The following is a 17,953-nucleotide window of genomic DNA, read 5'->3' as shown; positions in this document are numbered from 1 at the left end:
TCACGCCCCGGCGGGCGACGAGCACGCGCCCGTCGGGGCCCTCGAGGGCCGAGACCAGGCCACGGTTGCGCAGCGCCTCGTGCAGCGTGGCGGCCGGGACGGACGCCGCGAGCACGGTCGGCGCGAGCCGCACCAGCCCCAGCCCGACGAGCGTCGGGTCGTGCTCCAGGCCGGCCAGCACCGTCGCGTCGGCCGCCCGCAGGTACGACGACGCCGAACCCACCCGCACCGCGCCGTGCCGTCGAGCGGTGTCGCGGACCAGGTACTCCAGGGGCTGCGGGACAGGCACGGGGGACCGGTGGGCCAGCTCGTCGAGCATGCCGTCGGCGGTCTCGCCCTGGTCGAGCGCCCGGGTGACGGACGCCGGGCTGAACCGCACGGTCGTCGCGGCGCCGCGCGACTCGATGTCCGTCGCGCGCTCCAGCAGCCGCGCGAGCTCGCGCGACGGCCGGCCGGGGACGATCCCCGTGAGGTCACCCTGGAGCAGGATCTCGTCCACCTCGTGCGGGAGAACCGCACGCAGCGCCGCGGCGAGATCCCCGGCAGGCGACGTGTCAGACGCACGGGTCACCCGAGTGACCTGTGGGTCTGACACGTCGGATGGAGTGGGCGGGCTGAGCAGTAGCGCGCGGCCCGGCGTCGACAGGGCCCCGGCGCCCGTCACGCCCAGCCACTCGGCCTCGTACAGCAGACCCTCGACGGCGCTCGCAGGCGGCACGGAGCGGGGCGTGTGCCAGGTCAGCACCTCGACCACCGCCTCCGGCGTCGGGGCGAGCACGGTGTCACCGGCCGGCTCGGCCGCCAGCACCCCGAGCACGCCGTTCCGCAGGCGCGGCACCCACGGCCGCTGCAGGTCCGGCGACAGCGGCGCCCGGAGCGCCCCCTTGTCGTCCCGCGAGCCCACCAGCCACGGCGCGCGGCGGGAGGCCAGCCAGGCCTCGACGAGCCGCGCCCAGCGGGCGGCGTCGTCCAGGTCGTCCCAGTCGGTCACGGTCGGCACGTACGACGGCGGCGCCTCGCCGTCGTCCCGCACCAGGCCCGCGAGGGCCGCCACCTCGACGACGAACGCCGTCGCGCGCTCGTCCGTCTCGAGCTGGGCGGCAACCCTGCGCAGGTCGCGTACGCCCAGGCCGCCCGCCCGCAGGACCGACGGCGGGTTCTCGTCCCAGGACTGGCGCAGCAGGCGAACCCGCCGGACGAGCTCGAGCGCCGCGCTCGCCGCCTCCGCATCGGCGGTGGCCGTGTGCACGGTGCGGCCCTGCGGCTCGGGCGGCAGCGTGCGTGGCTCGCGGTGGGTGTGCCCATCGCGGAGCGCCAGGCCGACCAAACGCGGCAGCACCACGTGCCGCGCGTCCGACCGGACCAGCAGATGCTCGGTGACCAGCCAGTTCACGGCGTCGCGCGGCCGGGTCCCGGCAGGCGGTACGACGCCGACCGGCGGACCCCAGGCGAGCGCGTCCAGGATCGCGCGGGCACCGGGCGGAGCCCCGGCGAGGAGCTTGTCGAGCGCGGCCGTGGTCCTGGTCCGGTCCGGCGCGGCGCCGAGCGCGTGACCCACCGCCTCGGGCAGGCCGTCCGGGACGGGGTCGAGGTGCGGGCCCAGGCCCGCTGGGTTGGGCCCGAGCAGCTCGTCGAGGCCGGGCACAGTGCGCAGGTCGAGGGGCGCGGCCGGTTCGGCATCCTGCCCGGACCGGGTGTCCCAGAGCAGCGCCTGCTCGACCGCCCGGCGGATCGCCATCTCGACGCGGGGCCGGTCCGTCGGGGACCCGCCCAGCGCCCAGGTGATCACCTCGGCACTGAGCGGGCCGGGCAGCGGAGACCCGCCGGCGCCCCCACCCGACGACGCGGCCTCGCCCCGCTCCGGCACCTCGTGGGAGCTCCGGGAGTCGGGCAGCCGGCGGAAGACCGGCTCGAGGGCGAGCACCGCCTCGAGGACCTGCAGGGTCAGGGCGTCGGCGCGCGCGAGGGCGCGTTCGAGCGAGGTGCGGCTCGACGCGCGGGCAGCGAGCGAGCGGAGCGTCGAGGGGGAGGGTGTGGCGAGATCAGGACGGGCGCGCAGGAGCGCGGCGAGCGCGGTGTCCGAGCGCTGCCGGAGGTCGTCGGCGAAGTGCCGCGTGGCCGCCGCCGGCGCTGCGGGGAGCGAGGAGGCCATCCTGACGATGCTACGCGGGTTTCCTGGGTCGGAGTCCGGCTGTTCCACGCCCCGGCCGCCGTCAGCCCTGTGCTCTGCGGCGGCAGACCTTCGCTCCGGGCGTCGGCGCGATGCCGAAGCGGGCGCTCGCCGCGGGCCTCGGGATCGGGGCCTGACGGCGGGCGTTCGGGCGGTGCGGAACGGGCCTCGGGCACTGCTCGCGGGCGAAGAGCAGCCAATGCATGCGACGCGGCAGGCATCCGCCCGGTAACCTGGTACTTCCGGCCGAGGTGGCGCGCTCAGCTCGCAGCAGCCACGGCCGTCATCAGCAGTCTCCACGAGCAGTATCGACAAGCACAGAAGAAGGTCGCAGTGCCCACCGGCAAGGTCAAGTGGTTCGACACCGACAAAGGTTTCGGTTTCATCGCCAGCGAGGACGGAGGCGAGGTATTTCTGCATGCCTCCGCCCTGCCCCAGGGTGTGGTGCCCAAGCCCGGCGCGCGCGTGGACTTCGGGGTGGCCGACGGCCGCCGCGGCCCGCAGGCGCTCGCGGTCAAGGTGCTCGACTCCGCGCCGTCGGTAGCGAAGGCCAAGCGGAAGCCCGCCGACGACATGGCTGTGCTCGTCGGCGATCTCACGCAGATGCTGGACCGTGTGGCAAATGATCTGCGCAAGGGGCGTTATCCGAAGAACCCGGAGACGCTCGCCAAGATGCTGCGCAAGGTCGCAGACGACTTCGACGCCTGAACCCCCACGAGGTCCCGAGGAACATGGCCACGACCATCGCGCCCGCCACCCGAACGCCCACCCGGCGGGTCGCCGCACGCTCGAGCCGAGACGCCGTGCTGAACGGCGCCGCCGAGCTCGCGCGCGCCGCCGCACAGGAGGTGGCTGAGCGACCGGACGACGTCGGGGAGCACCTCGGCACCCTCTTCGAGGACGAGCGGGTGGTCTCGCACCGCTTCGCGGCGACCATGCGGGGCTACCGCGGCTGGCACTGGACGGTCACGGTGACGCGCGTGCCGCGCGGCCGGACCGCCACCATCAGCGAGGTCGAGCTGCTGCCGGGCGACGAGGCGATCCTCGCCCCCGCCTGGCTGCCGTGGTCCGAGCGCCTGCGTCCTGGCGATGTCGGCCCGGGCGACGTGCTGCCGTTCCGCGCCGACGACCCGCGGCTCGAGCCCGGGTACACCCCGACGGGTGACCCCGAGGTGGACGAGGTGGCGATCGACGAGCTCGCGCTCGCCCGCGCCCGCGTGCTGTCCCCGCAGGGTCGGGCCGAGGCCGCCGAGCGCTGGTACCGCGGCACGCGAGGTCCCACGACTGCGGGTGCCGTCGCGGCGGCCGCCGAGTGCATGAGCTGCGCGTTCCTCATCCCGCTGTCCGGCTCGATGGGCCAGCTGTTCGGGGTGTGCGCCAACGAGTGGTCGCCCGACGACGGCAAGGTGGTCTCCCTCGACCACGGCTGCGGCGCGCACTCGGAGACGGACGTGGAGGAGCATCCGACCGACTGGCCGGCGCCCGCGCCGCTGATCGACGAGCACGACGTGGAGATCGCCCCGGCCCAGGCTGCGGACGCGGTGGCCGAGCCTGCTGCTCCGGTGGTCGAGCCTGTCGAGACCCCGGGCAGCGAGGGCGAATCCCCCGCGTGACCCACGACCCCTTCGGCACCGGCGCGCTGCGGCGCGCGGTGACCGAGGCGTGGCGCGCGTCGCCGACCCGCTTCCGGGAGGACGCGAACTCCGAGGAGGACCACGCGCGCGGCTACTACCGCGACCGCGTGGTGGTGGAGCTCGCGCAGAACGCGGCGGATGCCGCCGCTCGCGCCGGGGTTCCCGGACGGCTGACGCTGCGGTTGGAGCCTGTGCGGCCTCGAGGCGGCGAGCCTGGTCGTGGCGTGTCCGGTGGCGTGTCCGGTGGCGTGTCCGGTGGCGTGTCCGGTGGCGAGGCCGGTAGCGGTGAGGCCCGTGGTGACGCTGCAGACGCGGGGGGCTGGCGGTTGATCGCCGCGAACACGGGTGCGCCGCTCGACGCCGACGGCGTCGCGTCGCTGGCTTCGCTGCGGGCCTCTGCGAAGGTGTCGGCGAGTTCTGGCCGGTCTGCGGGCGCGGACGAGGCTGTCCTTGCTGATGCGGTCGCTGGCGTCGGCGGTGTTGGCGGTGGTGTCGCCGACGCTGGCGTCGCGGTTGGTGTCGTCGGGCGCTTCGGCGTCGGGTTCGCCGCGGTGCGGTCCGTCTCGGACGAGATCCTGGTTCGCTCGCGGCCCGGCGGGGTGCGGTTCTCGCTCGCCGCGACGCGGTCGGAGCTCGGGCTGGGGCCGGTGTCCGCGGGCGATGCCGAGGTCGGTCCGTCGGCGCGCACCGACGCCGAGCTTGGTCCCTTGTCGCCCGGTGACCGCGAGGTCGGTCCCTTGCCTCCAGATCGGTCAATCGTTGGACCGATCTCAGGGCAACCGACCGATCTCGCGTCGGCCGCCGTGCAACCGACCGATCTCGGCACGGACGGCGTGCGAACGGCCGGGTTCCGGGACGAGGCCCGCGCGCGCGGCGACGCACTGCCCGTGCTCCGGCTCCCGTTCCCCGCGGCCGGCACCGCACCGGACGAGCCGGACACCGTGGTCGAGCTCGTGCTGCGCGATGCCGACGCCGTGGCCGCCGTCCGCGCACAGCTCGCGGCACTCGACGACGCCCTGCTGCTCGCCCTCCCCGCACTCGACGAGGTGGTGATCGAGGACGACTTCGCAGGTCATCCGGGTTCTGAGCCGTCGGACGCCGCGCCGTCGGCGAGTCCGCGCGTGCTGCGCGACGTCGCAGCGCGGTGGCGCGTGCACCGGACATCCGGGGTGCTGGACCCGGACAGCACGCTGCCGACCGAGGCGCGCCGTGCGGACTGGTCGGTGCTCTGGGCGCTGCCCACGACGGGGAGGCGCGCGGCGGAGAGCGCGGTCCTGCACGCCCCGACGCCCACGGACGTCCGGCTCTCGTTCCCGGCGCTGCTCATCGCATCGTTCCCGGTGGACCCGGGACGGCGGAGCGTGCTCCCCGGGCCGACGACGGAGCGGGTGGCCGCCGAGGCCGGCCGCGCGTACGCCGCACTCCTGGGCGAGCTCGGCGTGGAGCGCGACGTCCTCGGGCTGGTGCCGACCGGGCTGCCCGCGAGCGACGTCGACGCCGCGATCCGCGCGTCGGCCGACGACGCCCTGCGCGACACCCCGCTGCTGTGGCTGAGCACGCCGGGACTGCCGCCCCGAGCGGCGCAGCGCGTGGCGCCCCGGCACGCGGCCTTCCTCGCCGGACCCCTCGGCGAGGACCCGGCGCTCGCCGCGGCGCTGGCCGCCGGAGCCCCGGCAGCCCTGGTCACCGTGCCGACGCGGCACCAGGCGCTGGCACGCTCGCTCGGCGCTTCCCCCGTCGACCTCGCCGACCTGGTCGAGGCGCTCCCGCCCGATCCTGCCGTCGTCCGCGCGGCCCTCGATGCGCTGGTAGCGCACGCCGGGGAGCCCGCTGTGCTCGAGGCGGTCGCCGGGGCGCCGCTCCCGCTCGCGGACGGCCGGGTGACCCGGGGCGCTCGGGGGACCGTGCTGCTCGACGCCCCGCGCCTCGCCGAGATCGTCCGCGCGCTCGGGGTCCGCGTGGTGCACCCGGACGCCGCGCATCCCCTCCTGGAACGCGCCGGCGCCTCGCTCACCACGCCGCGCGGGCTGCTCGCCGACGCCGCCGTCCGGTCGACGGCGCTCGCCGCCGCGGAGGACGTGCTCGACGAGGGCGACGTCGACCGCCTCGGCGAGCCGGGTCCCGCGGAGACCGTCGCGGCGGTGCTGGAGCTGGTTCGGTTCGCGGTCGCCGAGACGGGTCCCGACGACCTCCCGTTCTGGCTGGGGGAACTGCCCGTGGCGGCGGACGGCGACGTCGTGCCGCTGCGCGAGGCGGCGCTGCCCGGCAGTTGGGCGGCCCGGAACCTGGACCTCGTCCTGGTGCGCGACGACGTCGTCGAACGCTGGGGCGGCGACGCGCTCGCCGCGGCCGGTGCCCGCGCCGACCTGGGCGTCTACCGCATGGCCGACGTCCTGACGGCCGACGGCGACGAGGCCGACTACGGTCCCGACGACCCCGCCGGCTGGCTCGCCGACTGGGACGAGTACCTCGAACATCTCGCGGACGAGCTCGGCCCGGGCGCATGGGTCGGCGACGTCGAGGCGGTATCCGACCTCGACGCGCTCCGGGGCACAGCGGACACGCTCTCAGCGGCCCTCGACAGGGTTTCCGCCGACCCCCGCCTGCGCCGCGCGCTCCTGACCCCGGTGCGCTCGCCGGATGCTCCGGGCCGAGAGGCGGCGTCGTACACGGCGTGGTTCCTGCGACGCCGGATGGGTGCGCCGTTCGCGCTCGGAGACACGCCCCTGCTACCGCCCGCCCCGCTCGTGACTTCCGGGCTCGACGACGCCGTCCTGGTTGCGCTCGGCGGGCTCCAAAACCTGGCTGACCTGCCCAGACACCTCTGGCCAGCCGTCCTGGAGCGGCTGCCCGAGCCGCAGGGGGAGGAGCGGCCGACACTGCCCGCCGACGTCGCGCGCGCCGTCTGGGCGGGCCTGGCCGCGCTCGCCCGCGCCGACGACGCGCGCGCCATCACCCCGGCCCGGCTGCCCGCGCTCGGGCCGGCCGGGGTCACGGTCGAGAGCACCGACGACCTCGTGGTCGCCGCCTCGGCCCGATGGGCCCAGCTCGGCCCGGTCGTCCCCGCCCCGGCCGACGTCGCCGAGGCGCTGGCCGACCTGCTCGACCTCCCGTACGAGGGCGGTTCCGACGTCGTGCCCGACGAACCGGGGGAATCCGTCGAGCTGGACCCGCGAGTGCGGGCGCTCGCGCCGGGCGCGCCGCCAACCTGGCAGCGGCACGAGCCGTTGACGGTCGAGGGCAAGCAGGTCGCATGGTGGGTGTCCGAGGCGCCCGACGGCGCGGGCGGGTCCGGCGTCGCGCACGCGGTCTCGCCCGAGGGCCTCGCTCGAGCGCTGGCCGAGCTGTCGGGCGCGGACCCGCTCCTTTTGGAGGCCGCGTTGCGCGACCCGTCACGTGCGGAGGAGCTGAGCGCGGAGCGTGCCTGGGACCGCGAGCTGACCTGCTGAATCAAGGTCAGCCTCGGCCGACGTCGAGGCCGGCAAGTCCCGGGCAGCGGGGCTACCGGTGGCGGCGCGCCCAGAGCAGGCCGAGCCCGCCGAGCACGATCCCGACGCCGCAGATCGCCACGGACTCCCAGCTGCCGGGTCCCATGAGCTGCAGGACCAGCATTACGATCAGCCCGATCGCGAACAGGCCGATACCCACGCCGAAGACCCGGAAGAGATCGGCGCGCGGAGCCGGTGGGCTGGGCCGACGCTCCTCGGGGTGGGCCAGCAGGGAGCGGATCGTTGGCACCTTGCCAGTCTACGGACAAGGGCTTGTCAAGCCTGTTGAGGGCAGCCGAGCACAGGGTGAATTTCGCGACGGTGCGAGTCACGCACGAAGCGCGGCCATCACGGAGGTCAGTGCGTCGAGGATCTGGTCGTACGACGCGCGGTAGGTCTGGTCCGAGCGCCCGTACGGGTCCACGACGTCGTCGTCGTGCGCGCGTCCCGCGTGCTTGGGACGCTCCAGCAGTGCGAGCCGCACCAGCTCGCGGAGGCGGGTGGCGTCGTCCGGGAGCGCGGCCGCATCCAGGGCCCCGAGCGGCAGGGTCGAGACCAGGCGTCCGAGCTCGCGCAACGTGAGAGTGCGTCGCACGGCGGCCGGAGCGCGGTCCACGACCCAGGCGCGGTGACTGGTGGTCGAGGCAAGTACGAGGTCGGCCTCGCTGATGATCTCCGGAGTCAGCTGTCTGGCTGCGAATCCGTTCATGGAGACCCCGTCGGCTTCCAGCAGGCCGGCCATCGGCGGCGGCACTGTGTAGCCGACCAGGGCATGCGTCCCCGCGCTCGCGAGCTTGACCGACGAGTCGAGGGCGCTTCGCAGCAGTGCCTCGGCCGTGGGAGAACGGCAGATGTTGCCGGTGCAGACCGTGAGAACGGTATAGGACATGCGGAATACCTCCGAGCACTCTGACGTAGAAACTGATATTGCCAAATCTTTCTAGACGGTTTCTTTACCTTGTTTCGCATTGTGAAACCGGGTGTTCCGTCCCGGTGACGAATGTTTCGCGCACCCGATATTGCGCCACGGACCCGGCGCTGGCTTTGCGCAAGACTGTCCCGACTGTCGCAGGTAACGTAACGCGGGTCGGCGCATTCTGCCGGAGATATCCAGCGAAATGTCTAAGTTGGCCAGGCCGTCAATCGGGGAGGTCCAGTGACAAATCCGAGATGGGGCAAAAAGCGGACGGACGTGCCGGTGTCTCAGGATGTGCGCGCCAATCAACCCGTCAGTGGTGCACCGACCGTGCTTGCGCAGACTGAGACACACCCTGTCGCACCTCCGCCGCACCCCACAAGTGGGCATCTGACCAGTACCGGCACGTGGCGCACGCTGCGCGAGCCACGCGGTCCGTTCTGGACGCGGCAGCGCCGCCGGTCCCTGCGGTACGGGTTGTGGGCGGTGGCGGGCATCTTCGTACTCCTCGCGATCGTCATCGGCTGGGTGGCGTTCGACGCCATGCGTGCCCGCGTGTCGCTCGAGCAGGCCGCCGACGGCGTCGCCACTCTCCAAGCCGACGCTGTCGCAGGCCGCACTGAAGACCTGGACAAGGTAGTCGCTGACCTGCAGCAAGACACCGCCGAGGCGAAGGTCGCCACGAGTGGCCCGCATTGGGCGATCGCGGAGAACCTGCCCGGTGTCGGGCCTACGGTGGAAGCCGTTGCGACGATGTCCGACGTCGTAGACGGTCTGGCGCAGGGCGCCCTGCCTGACATGGCACGCATCGTCGAGCTGGCGAACCCTGCGGCCTTCGCCCCTCATGACGGGCGCATCGACCTGGAACCACTGCAGCAGGTGGCGCCCGACATGCAGCGCGCTGACCAGTCGATCGGGTACGCGCGGGAGCGCGTCGACGGGCTGGGCGGGACGATGCTGCCGCCTGTGTCCGACGCCGTGGAGCAACTGAGCGGCGCACTCACCGAATTGCGGATGACGTCCGCCACGGCCGCGCGTGCTGCTGCGGTGATCCCGTCGATGCTCGGGGCTGACGAACCGCAGGACTGGCTGGTGCTGGTGCAGAACCCGGCGGAACCGCGGGCGCTCGGGGGTATTCCCGGAACGGTGATCGCGCTCCGGGCCGACCAGGGGGAGGTGGAGCTGACGGAGCAGATGCCGGGAATCGCCGTCGGGCCGTTCGACGAGCCGGTCCTTCCGCTGACGGCGGAGGAGCAGCAGGTCCTGGGTGACGAGGAGCTCGGACGCTGGATGCGGAACGTGACGATGACGCCGGACTTCCCGAGGGCGGCCGAGCTGGCGCAGGAGATGTGGCGGCTCGAGACGGGGCAGACCGTGGACGGGGTCATGACCATAGACCCGGTCGTCCTCGCCGACCTGGTGCAGGTGGACGGCCCGATCGACGCCGGCCCGGGAGGGATGTTGGAGGGTGGCGATCTGGTGTCGTACCTGCTCAACGGCATCTACAAGACCGAGCGGCCGGAGGTGCAAGACCGCATCTTCGCGACTATGGCGGAACGGTCGTTCGCGCGGCTGGTGGCGGGACAGGGCGACGCGCTCGGCATGATCGATTCGCTCGCCGAGTCCGCACGGCAGGGCCGGCTGCTCCTCTGGTCGGCGGACGAGGAAGTGAACCGCCGGCTGCAGGGGACGGTGCTGGACGGGTCCCTGCGCGGTGATGGGGATCGTCCGGTTGTCGGGGTATTCACGCAGGGTATCGACACCGGGAAGATCGGGTACTACCTCGACACAGCGGTGGAGGTCGCGGAGCGAGACCGGCGACCGGACGGATCGCGTGAGCTTGCGGTGACCGTGACCTACACCTCGCGCGTCAAGGCCAGCGAGGTCGAGGGACTGCCGGAATACCTCACAGGTCGGGGTACTGAGAACCCGGGAAACGTCAGGCTGTTCTCATTGGTCTATGCGCCGAACGGGGGATCGATGGTTCATTCCGAAGAAAATGGAGTAAAATCGCGACTTTCCCCGCAAAGTCACGATGGCTTGAGCCTTGCCACCCAAAGAGTTGAACTTGCACCCGGCGAGACAACATCAATGACCTATGTCATGATCACCGGGAAGCAGGAAATAGGGGACCTCATTCTGCGCACGACCCCCGGCACAAGGCCCGTGGGCGTGACTATTGAGAATTCCTCCCTGGAGCAAGAGGACTGAGGGGTCGTGCCTCTGGCTGGACACGCCGCGGCGCGGAGTCAGGTGCGGCAGCACCTTCTTGCAGGAGTTCACAATCACAGGGGAACAGAGCAATGCTTCGACGTCTTTTCGCCGCCGGAATAGCCCTCGCGGCCCTCATCCTTCCCGTGAGCGCGACCAGCGCCGCGGCCGACGACTACGGTCCTGACGACCTCCCGTGCGACATCGCGGTGGATTCTGCGACGGTCGCACTGGGGGCCACCATCGGCCTCTCAATCGCGTGCGATGGAACGTACACAGCCGTCGTGACCGTCACAGGGGCCGGTGAAGCTGCCGGTGACGAAGCGGTTGCGGTCGCCGGAACGAGCTCGGAAACGGTGACTGTCGATGGTTCGGCCACCGTGACCGTCGGACCCTTGAACGCGCCTGGCGCCTACACGGTTTCGCTGACCGACACAGACGGGAACGCACTTGCCGCTCCCTTGACGCTGACGGTTGTCGGAGCAGCGGATGACGGTGACGAAGGTGGCCTGGCCGTGACGGGTCCCACCAGCCTGCCGTACCTCGGGGTCGCGGGCGGTCTGCTGCTCCTCGGCGTGATCGCGCTCGTCGCGACCCGGGTGAGCACCCGACGCAGTAGCTGACCCACCGGACCGCCCTCGGGCGGCTTTCTGACCGACCACGTGCTGCGCCTCGCCGTCGAGGTGAGGCGCAGCACGTCGTCGGTCCCAGTGCACCCCACAGGGTGCATCCGTTCTCCAGGTACACAGTCGAGGGGTGGATGGTGACCGTCGACAACCGTCCGAACGCCGCCGACGTCGATCGAGTGGCAGCCGAGCTGGAAGAGCGGTTGGCGCTCGAGTCCGCTCGGCGCTCCGTACCGATGACCGCACCATCGCCCTTTCGGGGACAAGCGACCGGATGGCAGAAGGTCGTCGCTCACCGGGCGCTCATCATGGACATCGCCGCGGTCACGGCGGGAGTAGCGCTGGGCTACGTGCTTCGCTTCGACCGGCAGGTCCAGGTTGAGCTCTTCGAGCCACGCGGTGGTCAATACGCCCTCATCTCCATCGCGCTCGCCGAGGCCTGGGTGCTGGCTCTGGGCGTCGTCGGCTCCCGCAGCCCGCGCGTGCTCGGATCCGGCCGGGAGGAGATCCTGCGCGTGGTACGCGCCACGGCCGGGCTCTTCGGGCTCATCGCGATCGTCTGCTACCTCATCAAGTTCGATCTTGCACGGTCGTACGTTGCTGTCACGCTCCCGGTCGGGATCGCCCTGGTGCTGGCCGGGCGGTGGTTGCTCGAGAGGAGGCTGCACGCGGAGCGGGCGCGCGGCGGGTTCCAGCGGCGCACCCTTGTGGTCGGCGCGCGTGACGCCGTTGTCGACCTGTGCCGCCGAGTGGACCGTACGCATGAAGCCGGCTTCCATGTGATCGGGGTGTGCTTGCCCGGCGGCACCGCCATCCCATCGCCGGTCGAGGGCGTGCCGGTGCTCGGTAGCCCGGAGGACGCCGCCGAGATCGCGCGAACCCAGAGGGTGGACGCGGTCGCGGTGACCGCGTTCGACGGCGCCACGCCACGGGCCTTCAAGCGGCTCGCGTGGGACCTGGAGCCCACGGGCGCGGAGCTCGTCGTCGTGTCGGCGCTCGCCGACGTGGCGAGCCCCCGGCTTGTCGTCACCCCGGTCGACGGTGTGGCGATGGTCCAGGTCTCACCCCCCGGATACACGGGGCTGCAGCACGCGGTCAAGCGGGTCTTCGACGTCGTCGTCGCCACGCTGATCCTCGTGGTCGTCGCCGTGCCGCTACTGATGTTCGGCGCCCTCGTGCGCATGACCAGCCCAGGTCCGGCGCTGTTCGCGCAGCGGCGGATCGGTCAGAACGGGAAGCCGTTCACGCTCTACAAGCTGCGGTCGATGCGGCAGGACGCGGAGGACGGGCTGCTCGAGGTGCTCGACGGCGACGCCGGCGTCTTCTACAAGCCCAAGAGCGACCCACGGGTCACGCGCCTCGGCCGGTTCCTGCGCAAGTACTCGATCGACGAGTTCCCCCAGCTGCTCAACGTCATCAAGGGCGACATGAGCCTGGTGGGGCCACGACCCCAGGTGGAGCTCGAGGTCGCCCAGTACGACGACGCCCTGCGACGCAGGCTGTTCGCGAAGCCCGGCCTGACCGGGCTCTGGCAGGTGAGCGGTCGCAACGACCTGTCCCTCGACCAAGGGGCACGGCTCGACCTCTACTACGTGGAGAACTGGAGCCTGCTGGGCGACGTCGGGATCATGCTGCGGACCGCACGGGAGGTGTTCGCACCGAGCGGGGCGTACTGAACGGACAGGCGGTCGGACAGAGAGGAGGGTCCCTGTGAAAGCTCGCGTACGAGCCCCGCAGAACCGCACGGTTCTCCTGGTCACGCATCACTACTCGCCGGAGCCCGGAGCGGCCCAGCGGCGGTGGGGGGCTCTCGTCCGGTATCTCGTCCCGGCTGGGTTTCCCGTGACGGTCCTGGCGCCGCCGCCGCACTACCCATCGGGAAAAATCACCCACTCCTCACCCAAGTTCCTCCCCGGCTCGACGACTTCAGGTAGCGGCGGAGAGCGGATCATCCGGGTGAATTTTCGGGAGCATTCTCAGGGGCTCCTGTCGCGGGCTGCCGACGAGGGGATCGCCGCGCTCAGCTCCGTGCTGCACGGCGTCCGCCCGTCGGTGGGCCGCCCTGCCGTCGTCGTCGCCACGGTCCCGGGGATCCCGAGCATCGTCGCGGGCTGGGCGCTCGCTCGCTGGCACCGGGCTCGGCTGGTCGTCGAGATGCGCGACGCCTGGCCCGACCTCATCGCGCCGAGCGGCATCCTGCTGCGCCGCGGCCGCCGGGACGACATACACCGCGGGCTGCGCGGCCTCGCGGCACGCGCGGCGCACCGCACCGTGACGCGCCTGCAGGCCCGGGCCGACCTCGTGGTGACCACGACCGCCGCGTTCGCCGAGGTGCTTCGTTCGCGCGGCCTCCGCGAGGTCGCCGTGGTGCGTAACGGTACGGCGCTCGTACCGGTGCGCAGCTACGGGCCGGTGCATCTCGAGGGCAGGCCGCTGCGTGTCGTCTACGCCGGCATGGTTGGCCGACTACAGGGACTGGACGTCATGGTGCGCGCCGCCGCCCTGGTCCAGGAGCGCGGACACGCGCTGGACGTGCGCATCGTGGGGTACGGCAACGACCTCGAGACGCTGCGTACGCTGGCGGCCGAGCTCGGCGCACCGGTCCGGGTGGAGCCGTCGGTGCCGCCCACGCAGGTGCGTGACCTGTACGCGTGGGCAGACACCGTCGTCGTCTGCCTGCGCGACTGGGAGCCGCTGGAATGGACCGTCCCGTCCAAGCTGTACGAGGTGATGGCCTCGGGTGTGTTCGCCTCCGCGTGCCTGGCGGGCGAGGCCGCGGACCTGGTCAGCGCCCACGGCGCGGGCGCCGTGGTGCCACCCGGCGACGTCGAGGGCCTCGCCGGGCTGTGGTCGGGCTGGCTGTCCGACGGCGTGGTCCCCGCCGCATCGCCCGATGCCGCCGCCTGGGTGGCCGAGCATGCGAGAGATGACACCCTGGGCCGGCGCTACGCGGAGCTGCTCGATGGTCTGCTCGATCGTCCGCTCGCCGATCGTCCGCTCGCCGATCGTCCGCTCGCCGAGGGCGGGCGCCCTGGGACACGGTACTGATGGCACACCCCTTGCGGCGCGCGGGTGAGCTCGCCCGCAATCTTCGCTACACGGCGTCCTTCGTGCTCCGGAGCCTCGCCGAGGATCCCTTGTGGCTGGCTGTCCAGGCCGCCCGGCGGGCGCCGGAGCGGGTGCGCCTGCCGCTGGTGCGCGTCCTCGGTACGGTGTCGGCACCGTCTGCGCCGCACGCGCTGGGGCGTCTGCTCGCGGGGGACGCCGCGGGTGCCGCGGACGAGGCGCGGCGCCTGCTGGACCGGCCGGGCCTCCGGGACCGGCGGGTCGCCGCCGAGGTGGCCGTCGCGGTGGGCAGGCCGGAGCTGCTGGATGGCGTCGATGTGCCGGGTCCGGTGCGCTACCGCGCCGCCTGGCTGCTCGGCGACGTCGAGAAGATCGAGGCCGCGGGCGCCCCGACGGGAGGTCCGGCGGAGGCGACGGCGGGAGCCGACGCGGCCGCGACGGCAGACCGGCCTCGTGTCCCAGTGGGCCTGCAGGCCCAGGTGCTCGCCCTGCTGCCCGGCGCGCTCGACGCCGACAGCATGGACGCCGACAGCATGGACGCCGGCCGCACCGGCACGGGTCACGCTCGTACCGGGGCGAGACCGTTGGCTGAGCCGGGCGGCGGCGCGCGGCGAAACCTGACGGTGCTGCACCACCTCACCAACTCGCTGCCGCATACGCAGAGCGGGTACACGCTGCGGTCACACGCGATCCTGGTGGCGCAGCACGCCGCCGGGGCCTCCGCGGTCGCGACCACACGCCCCGGCTACCCGCTGACCATCGGCTCGCTCGCGGCACGCGGGACCGACGTCGTGGACGGCGTCACCTACCGCCGGCTGATCCCCGGCAGCGTCGTGTCCGATGTCCCGCGGCGAACCGCGCAGGACCTGGACCTGCTGGCGGAGGTGGCGCGCGAGGTGGGCGCCTCCGTTCTGCACACGACGAACCCGGCGGCCAACGGGGTGCTGGTGCGCGCGGCGGCGCGCAGGCTCGGCATCCCGTGGATCTACGAGGTGCGGGGCATGCTGGAGGAGACCTGGGTCGCCTCGCACGGCACTCCGGCCGCGCGCGCCCGGGCGGCGGCGTCCCGCCGTCGGGTGCTGATGCGGGACAAGGAGACCGAGCTTGCCCTGTCTGCCGACGCCGTCGTGACGCTCAGCGGAACCATGCGCGACGAGCTCGTGGCTCGGGGGGTGCCCGCCCGCCGCATCACCGTGGTGCCGAACGCGGTGCCGGACGTCCTGCTCACGGCCCCGCACCCGGCGCCCGATGCGGCCCGGGAGGACCTGGGCCTGCCCGCGATGCCGGCGATCGGGACGGTGAGCAGCCTGGTGGACTACGAGGGTCTGGAGATGGTGGTCCGCACGGTCGCGACCCTGCGCGCCCGCGGGCTTGAGGTGATGGGCCTGATCGTGGGCGACGGCGTGGCCCGGCCAGGGCTGGCGCGCCTCGCCCGGGAGCTGGGCGTGGCCGACCACGTGCTGCTCCCGGGGCGCGTGCCGCCCGACGTCGCCCTGACCTGGCTGGCCGCGCTCGACGTCGTGCTGGTGCCACGCCGCGACCACCAGGTCACGCGGCTGGTGACACCGCTCAAGCCCGTCGAGGCCATGGCGGTCGGTCGCCCGGTGGTCGCGAGCGCCCTGCCGGCGCTCGTCGAGGCCGTGGGCGGCGCCGGGCTGCACGTCGACGCCGACGACACGGAGGGCTGGGCCGACATGATCGGCACCCTCCTGGACGACACCGCACTGCGCGCCGAGCTGGTCGAGCGCGGCCGGGCGGTGGCCACTGAGAGGACATGGGCGCGAAACGCGGAGACGTATCGGGGCATCTACCAGGCGTGCCTGGGGGTGACGGCATGACGTCGGGACCGGAGACAGGGTCGTACTCGGCGCTGTTCGACGCGTCGCCGGTGATGTTCGCCAACCTCTCCCGCGTCGGCGCCAGGCCCTCGCTGGGGCAGTACGTGCGGCTGCTGTGGGCGCGTCGGCACTTCCTGTGGGCGGACGCGCGCGCGAAGGTCGCGAGCGGGACCCGGCAGAACCTGTTGGGCAAGGCCTGGCTGGTGCTGAACCCGCTGGTCGACGGCGCGGTGTACTTCCTGGTGTTCGGCATGCTGATGAAGGGGGGACGGGGCATCGACAACTTCGTCGGTTACCTGCTGATCGGCGTGTTCCTGTTCCAGTTCACGACGCAGTCCGTCAACGGTGGCGCGCGGTCGGTGCAGTCCGGCAAGAACCTGATCCGGGCGTTCACGTTCCCGCGGGCGGCGCTGCCGATCTCGGTGGTGCTGCGCAACCTGCTCAACCTGGGTCCCACGCTGGTGATGCTGGCCGCGCTGATCTACTTCATGCCGCCTGCTGAGGAGTACACCTGGCGCATCGCACTGGTGGCGGGCGCGCTCGGGCTCCAGGTCCTGTTCGTCACCGGGCTGTCCCTCCTGGTGGCCCGGTGGGCCGCCGCGCTACCGGACGTCACGAATCTCATCGGCATGGTGATGCGCGTCTGGTTGTACGCGTCGGCGGTGTTCTTCTCGTTCGACGCGTTCGTTACGGACCCGGACCTGCTCGTGTGGCTCGAGGCGAACCCCATGTTCATCGTGCTGGACATCGTGCGGGACTGCGTGCTGTACGCCACGACGCCCGACCTGATGCGCTGGGTGTGGCTCGGCGGCTGGGCCGTCGGCATGCTGCTGATCGGGTTCGTCACCTTCTGGCAGGCGGAGGAGAGCTATGGCCGCTGACCTCAACAACCCGATGCCGAAGGCCCCGGCCCTGGTGGGCAGCCACGTGCTGGTCTCCCCGTATTCGGAGACGACCCCGCAGGCCACACGGCACACCGGCCAGATCGCCGCCGGCGACACCCAGACCTGCAGCGCGCCCGTGCTGCGGCCGACGGTCGCCGTCCAGGGCGTGCGGATGTACTACCGCACGCTGTCCACCGACGTGACCCGTGGCCGACGCGCCGCCATCAAACGTGCCGCGCTCAATCTCATGGGCCAGGGGCCCAGGGTGACGGTGCGTGCGCTGACCGACATCTCGTTCGTCGCGAACTCCGGCGAGCAGATCGGCCTCGTGGGCCAGAACGGCTCCGGCAAGAGCACGCTCCTGCGGATCATCGCCGGACTGGAGAAGCCCACCAAAGGCCAGGTGCTGGCCGAGAGCACACCCGTACTCATCGGCGTCAACGCCGCCCTGGTACCCGACCTGCCCGGCGAGGAGAACGTACGCCTCGGCTGCCTGGCGATGGGCCTGTCCCCCGCCGAGGCACAGGCCGCCATCCCCGACGTCATCGAGCTGGCCGGCCTGGGCAAATCCATCTACCTGCCCATGCGCACCTACTCCTCGGGCATGGCGGCACGCCTGCGCTTCGCCATCGCGACCGCGGCACGCCCGCACATCCTGCTCATCGACGAGGCGCTGGCCACCGGCGACGCCGCGTTCAAAGAACGCAGCGAGGCCCGGATGACCCGGCTGCGGGAGCAGGCCGGAACGGTGTTCCTGGTCAGCCACGCCGCCCAGACCATCGAGGAGTCCTGCACGCGCGCCATCTGGCTGCACCACGGCCGCCTCGTACTCGACGGCCAGGCGCAGGACGTCGCCGTCCGCTACCGCAAGTGGGCCTGGGCCCACGCAAAGGACAAGCCCGACGAGGCCAGGCGGATTCTCCAGGAGGCGTTCGCCGAGCGACAGTTCGACGAGCCCGATCCCCCCATGGGGCCGGTCCGCGAGCGGCATGCCCGGCCCACGGGACGCGACGCCCGGCAAACGAGGGCGGCCACAGCACGCGCCGCGGCACTGCGGGCTGAGGCGGCACGCGCCGCCGCACTGCGGGCGGAGGTGACCGAGCCGTGACCCGCCCCCTCG

Annotated in this window: 13 protein-coding genes; 10 read left to right on the top strand and 3 right to left on the bottom strand. The window is 72.6% G+C overall.

Annotation, left to right across the window (positions count from 1 at the left end):
• The coding region (locus EW117_RS17910; RefSeq protein WP_129788066.1) for a helicase-associated domain-containing protein at nt 1-2,152 on the bottom strand (2,152 nt) is incomplete at its 3' end.
• 351 nt (nt 2,153-2,503) lie between these two features.
• On the opposite strand from EW117_RS17910, the gene EW117_RS17905 reads away from it, so the two are divergent.
• Genes EW117_RS17905 through EW117_RS30245 form a run of 3 tightly spaced genes read left to right on the top strand, consistent with a single transcriptional unit; the run spans nt 2,504 to nt 7,253 of the window.
• Nucleotides 2,504-2,878 (top strand): cold-shock protein, encoded by a 375-nt coding sequence (locus EW117_RS17905; RefSeq protein WP_129788065.1) that lies wholly within the window; start codon nt 2,504-2,506, stop codon nt 2,876-2,878.
• A gap of 23 nt (nt 2,879-2,901) precedes the next feature.
• Nucleotides 2,902-3,783: a DUF3027 domain-containing protein gene (locus EW117_RS17900; protein WP_129788064.1), complete on the top strand. Its 882-nt coding sequence runs from the start codon at nt 2,902-2,904 to the stop codon at nt 3,781-3,783.
• Entirely contained in the window at nt 3,780-7,253 is a 3,474-nt protein-coding gene (locus EW117_RS30245) for an ATP-binding protein (RefSeq protein ID WP_242504356.1), read from the top strand. The genes EW117_RS17900 and EW117_RS30245 overlap by 4 nt, the downstream gene beginning before the upstream one ends.
• A gap of 52 nt (nt 7,254-7,305) precedes the next feature.
• On the opposite strand, the gene EW117_RS17890 is transcribed toward EW117_RS30245, so the two are convergent.
• The gene (locus EW117_RS17890; RefSeq protein ID WP_242504355.1) at nt 7,306-7,542 is read right to left on the bottom strand and encodes a DUF2530 domain-containing protein; all 237 of its coding nucleotides are present in this window, start codon (nt 7,540-7,542) and stop codon (nt 7,306-7,308) included.
• A gap of 78 nt (nt 7,543-7,620) precedes the next feature.
• On the bottom strand, nt 7,621-8,181 hold the full coding sequence (locus tag EW117_RS17885) for an arsenate reductase/protein-tyrosine-phosphatase family protein (RefSeq protein WP_129788063.1): 561 nt from the start codon (nt 8,179-8,181) through the stop codon (nt 7,621-7,623).
• 513 nt (nt 8,182-8,694) lie between these two features.
• Between EW117_RS17885 and EW117_RS17880 the strand changes: the two genes are divergently transcribed.
• From EW117_RS17880 to EW117_RS17850, 7 genes are all read left to right on the top strand, one after another.
• Complete coding sequence (locus EW117_RS17880; RefSeq protein ID WP_129788062.1) at nt 8,695-10,419, top strand: DUF4012 domain-containing protein; 1,725 nt, start codon at nt 8,695-8,697, stop codon at nt 10,417-10,419.
• Between the two features lie 146 nt (nt 10,420-10,565).
• The gene (locus EW117_RS17875) at nt 10,566-11,042 is read left to right on the top strand and encodes a hypothetical protein (RefSeq protein WP_129788061.1); all 477 of its coding nucleotides are present in this window, start codon (nt 10,566-10,568) and stop codon (nt 11,040-11,042) included.
• A gap of 140 nt (nt 11,043-11,182) precedes the next feature.
• On the top strand, nt 11,183-12,721 hold the full coding sequence (locus EW117_RS17870; protein ID WP_165362752.1) for a sugar transferase: 1,539 nt from the start codon (nt 11,183-11,185) through the stop codon (nt 12,719-12,721).
• A 34-nt stretch (nt 12,722-12,755) separates the two neighbouring features.
• The gene (locus EW117_RS17865; protein ID WP_129788059.1) at nt 12,756-14,093 is read left to right on the top strand and encodes a glycosyltransferase family 4 protein; all 1,338 of its coding nucleotides are present in this window, start codon (nt 12,756-12,758) and stop codon (nt 14,091-14,093) included.
• Nucleotides 14,093-15,949 carry a glycosyltransferase gene (locus EW117_RS17860; protein WP_129788058.1) on the top strand — a complete coding sequence of 619 codons (1,857 nt, stop codon included), beginning with the start codon at nt 14,093-14,095 and terminating at the stop codon, nt 15,947-15,949. Before EW117_RS17865 ends, EW117_RS17860 begins: the two co-directional genes overlap by 1 nt.
• Nucleotides 15,946-16,830 (top strand): ABC transporter permease, encoded by an 885-nt coding sequence (locus tag EW117_RS17855; protein ID WP_129788057.1) that lies wholly within the window; start codon nt 15,946-15,948, stop codon nt 16,828-16,830. The genes EW117_RS17860 and EW117_RS17855 overlap by 4 nt, the downstream gene beginning before the upstream one ends.
• Nucleotides 16,820-17,941: an ABC transporter ATP-binding protein gene (locus tag EW117_RS17850; protein ID WP_129788056.1), complete on the top strand. Its 1,122-nt coding sequence runs from the start codon at nt 16,820-16,822 to the stop codon at nt 17,939-17,941. The genes EW117_RS17855 and EW117_RS17850 overlap by 11 nt, the downstream gene beginning before the upstream one ends.
• Nucleotides 17,942-17,953: the final 12 nt, after the last annotated feature.

The organism is Promicromonospora panici (assembly GCF_900608595.1).
GTDB lineage: Bacteria > Actinomycetota > Actinomycetes > Actinomycetales > Cellulomonadaceae > Promicromonospora > Promicromonospora panici.
Note: the sequence above shows the minus strand (reverse complement) of the source record. Positions and strands in the feature narration are given on the sequence as shown.

Coding starts and splice junctions, on each gene's coding strand:
- EW117_RS17900 (WP_129788064.1), top strand. CDS start 2,902: ATGGCCACGACCATCGCGCCCGCCACCCGAACGCCCACCCGGCGGGTC.
- EW117_RS17885 (WP_129788063.1), bottom strand. CDS start 8,181: ATGTCCTATACCGTTCTCACGGTCTGCACCGGCAACATCTGCCGTTCT.
- EW117_RS17860 (WP_129788058.1), top strand. CDS start 14,093: ATGGCACACCCCTTGCGGCGCGCGGGTGAGCTCGCCCGCAATCTTCGC.
- EW117_RS17855 (WP_129788057.1), top strand. CDS start 15,946: ATGACGTCGGGACCGGAGACAGGGTCGTACTCGGCGCTGTTCGACGCG.
- EW117_RS17850 (WP_129788056.1), top strand. CDS start 16,820: ATGGCCGCTGACCTCAACAACCCGATGCCGAAGGCCCCGGCCCTGGTG.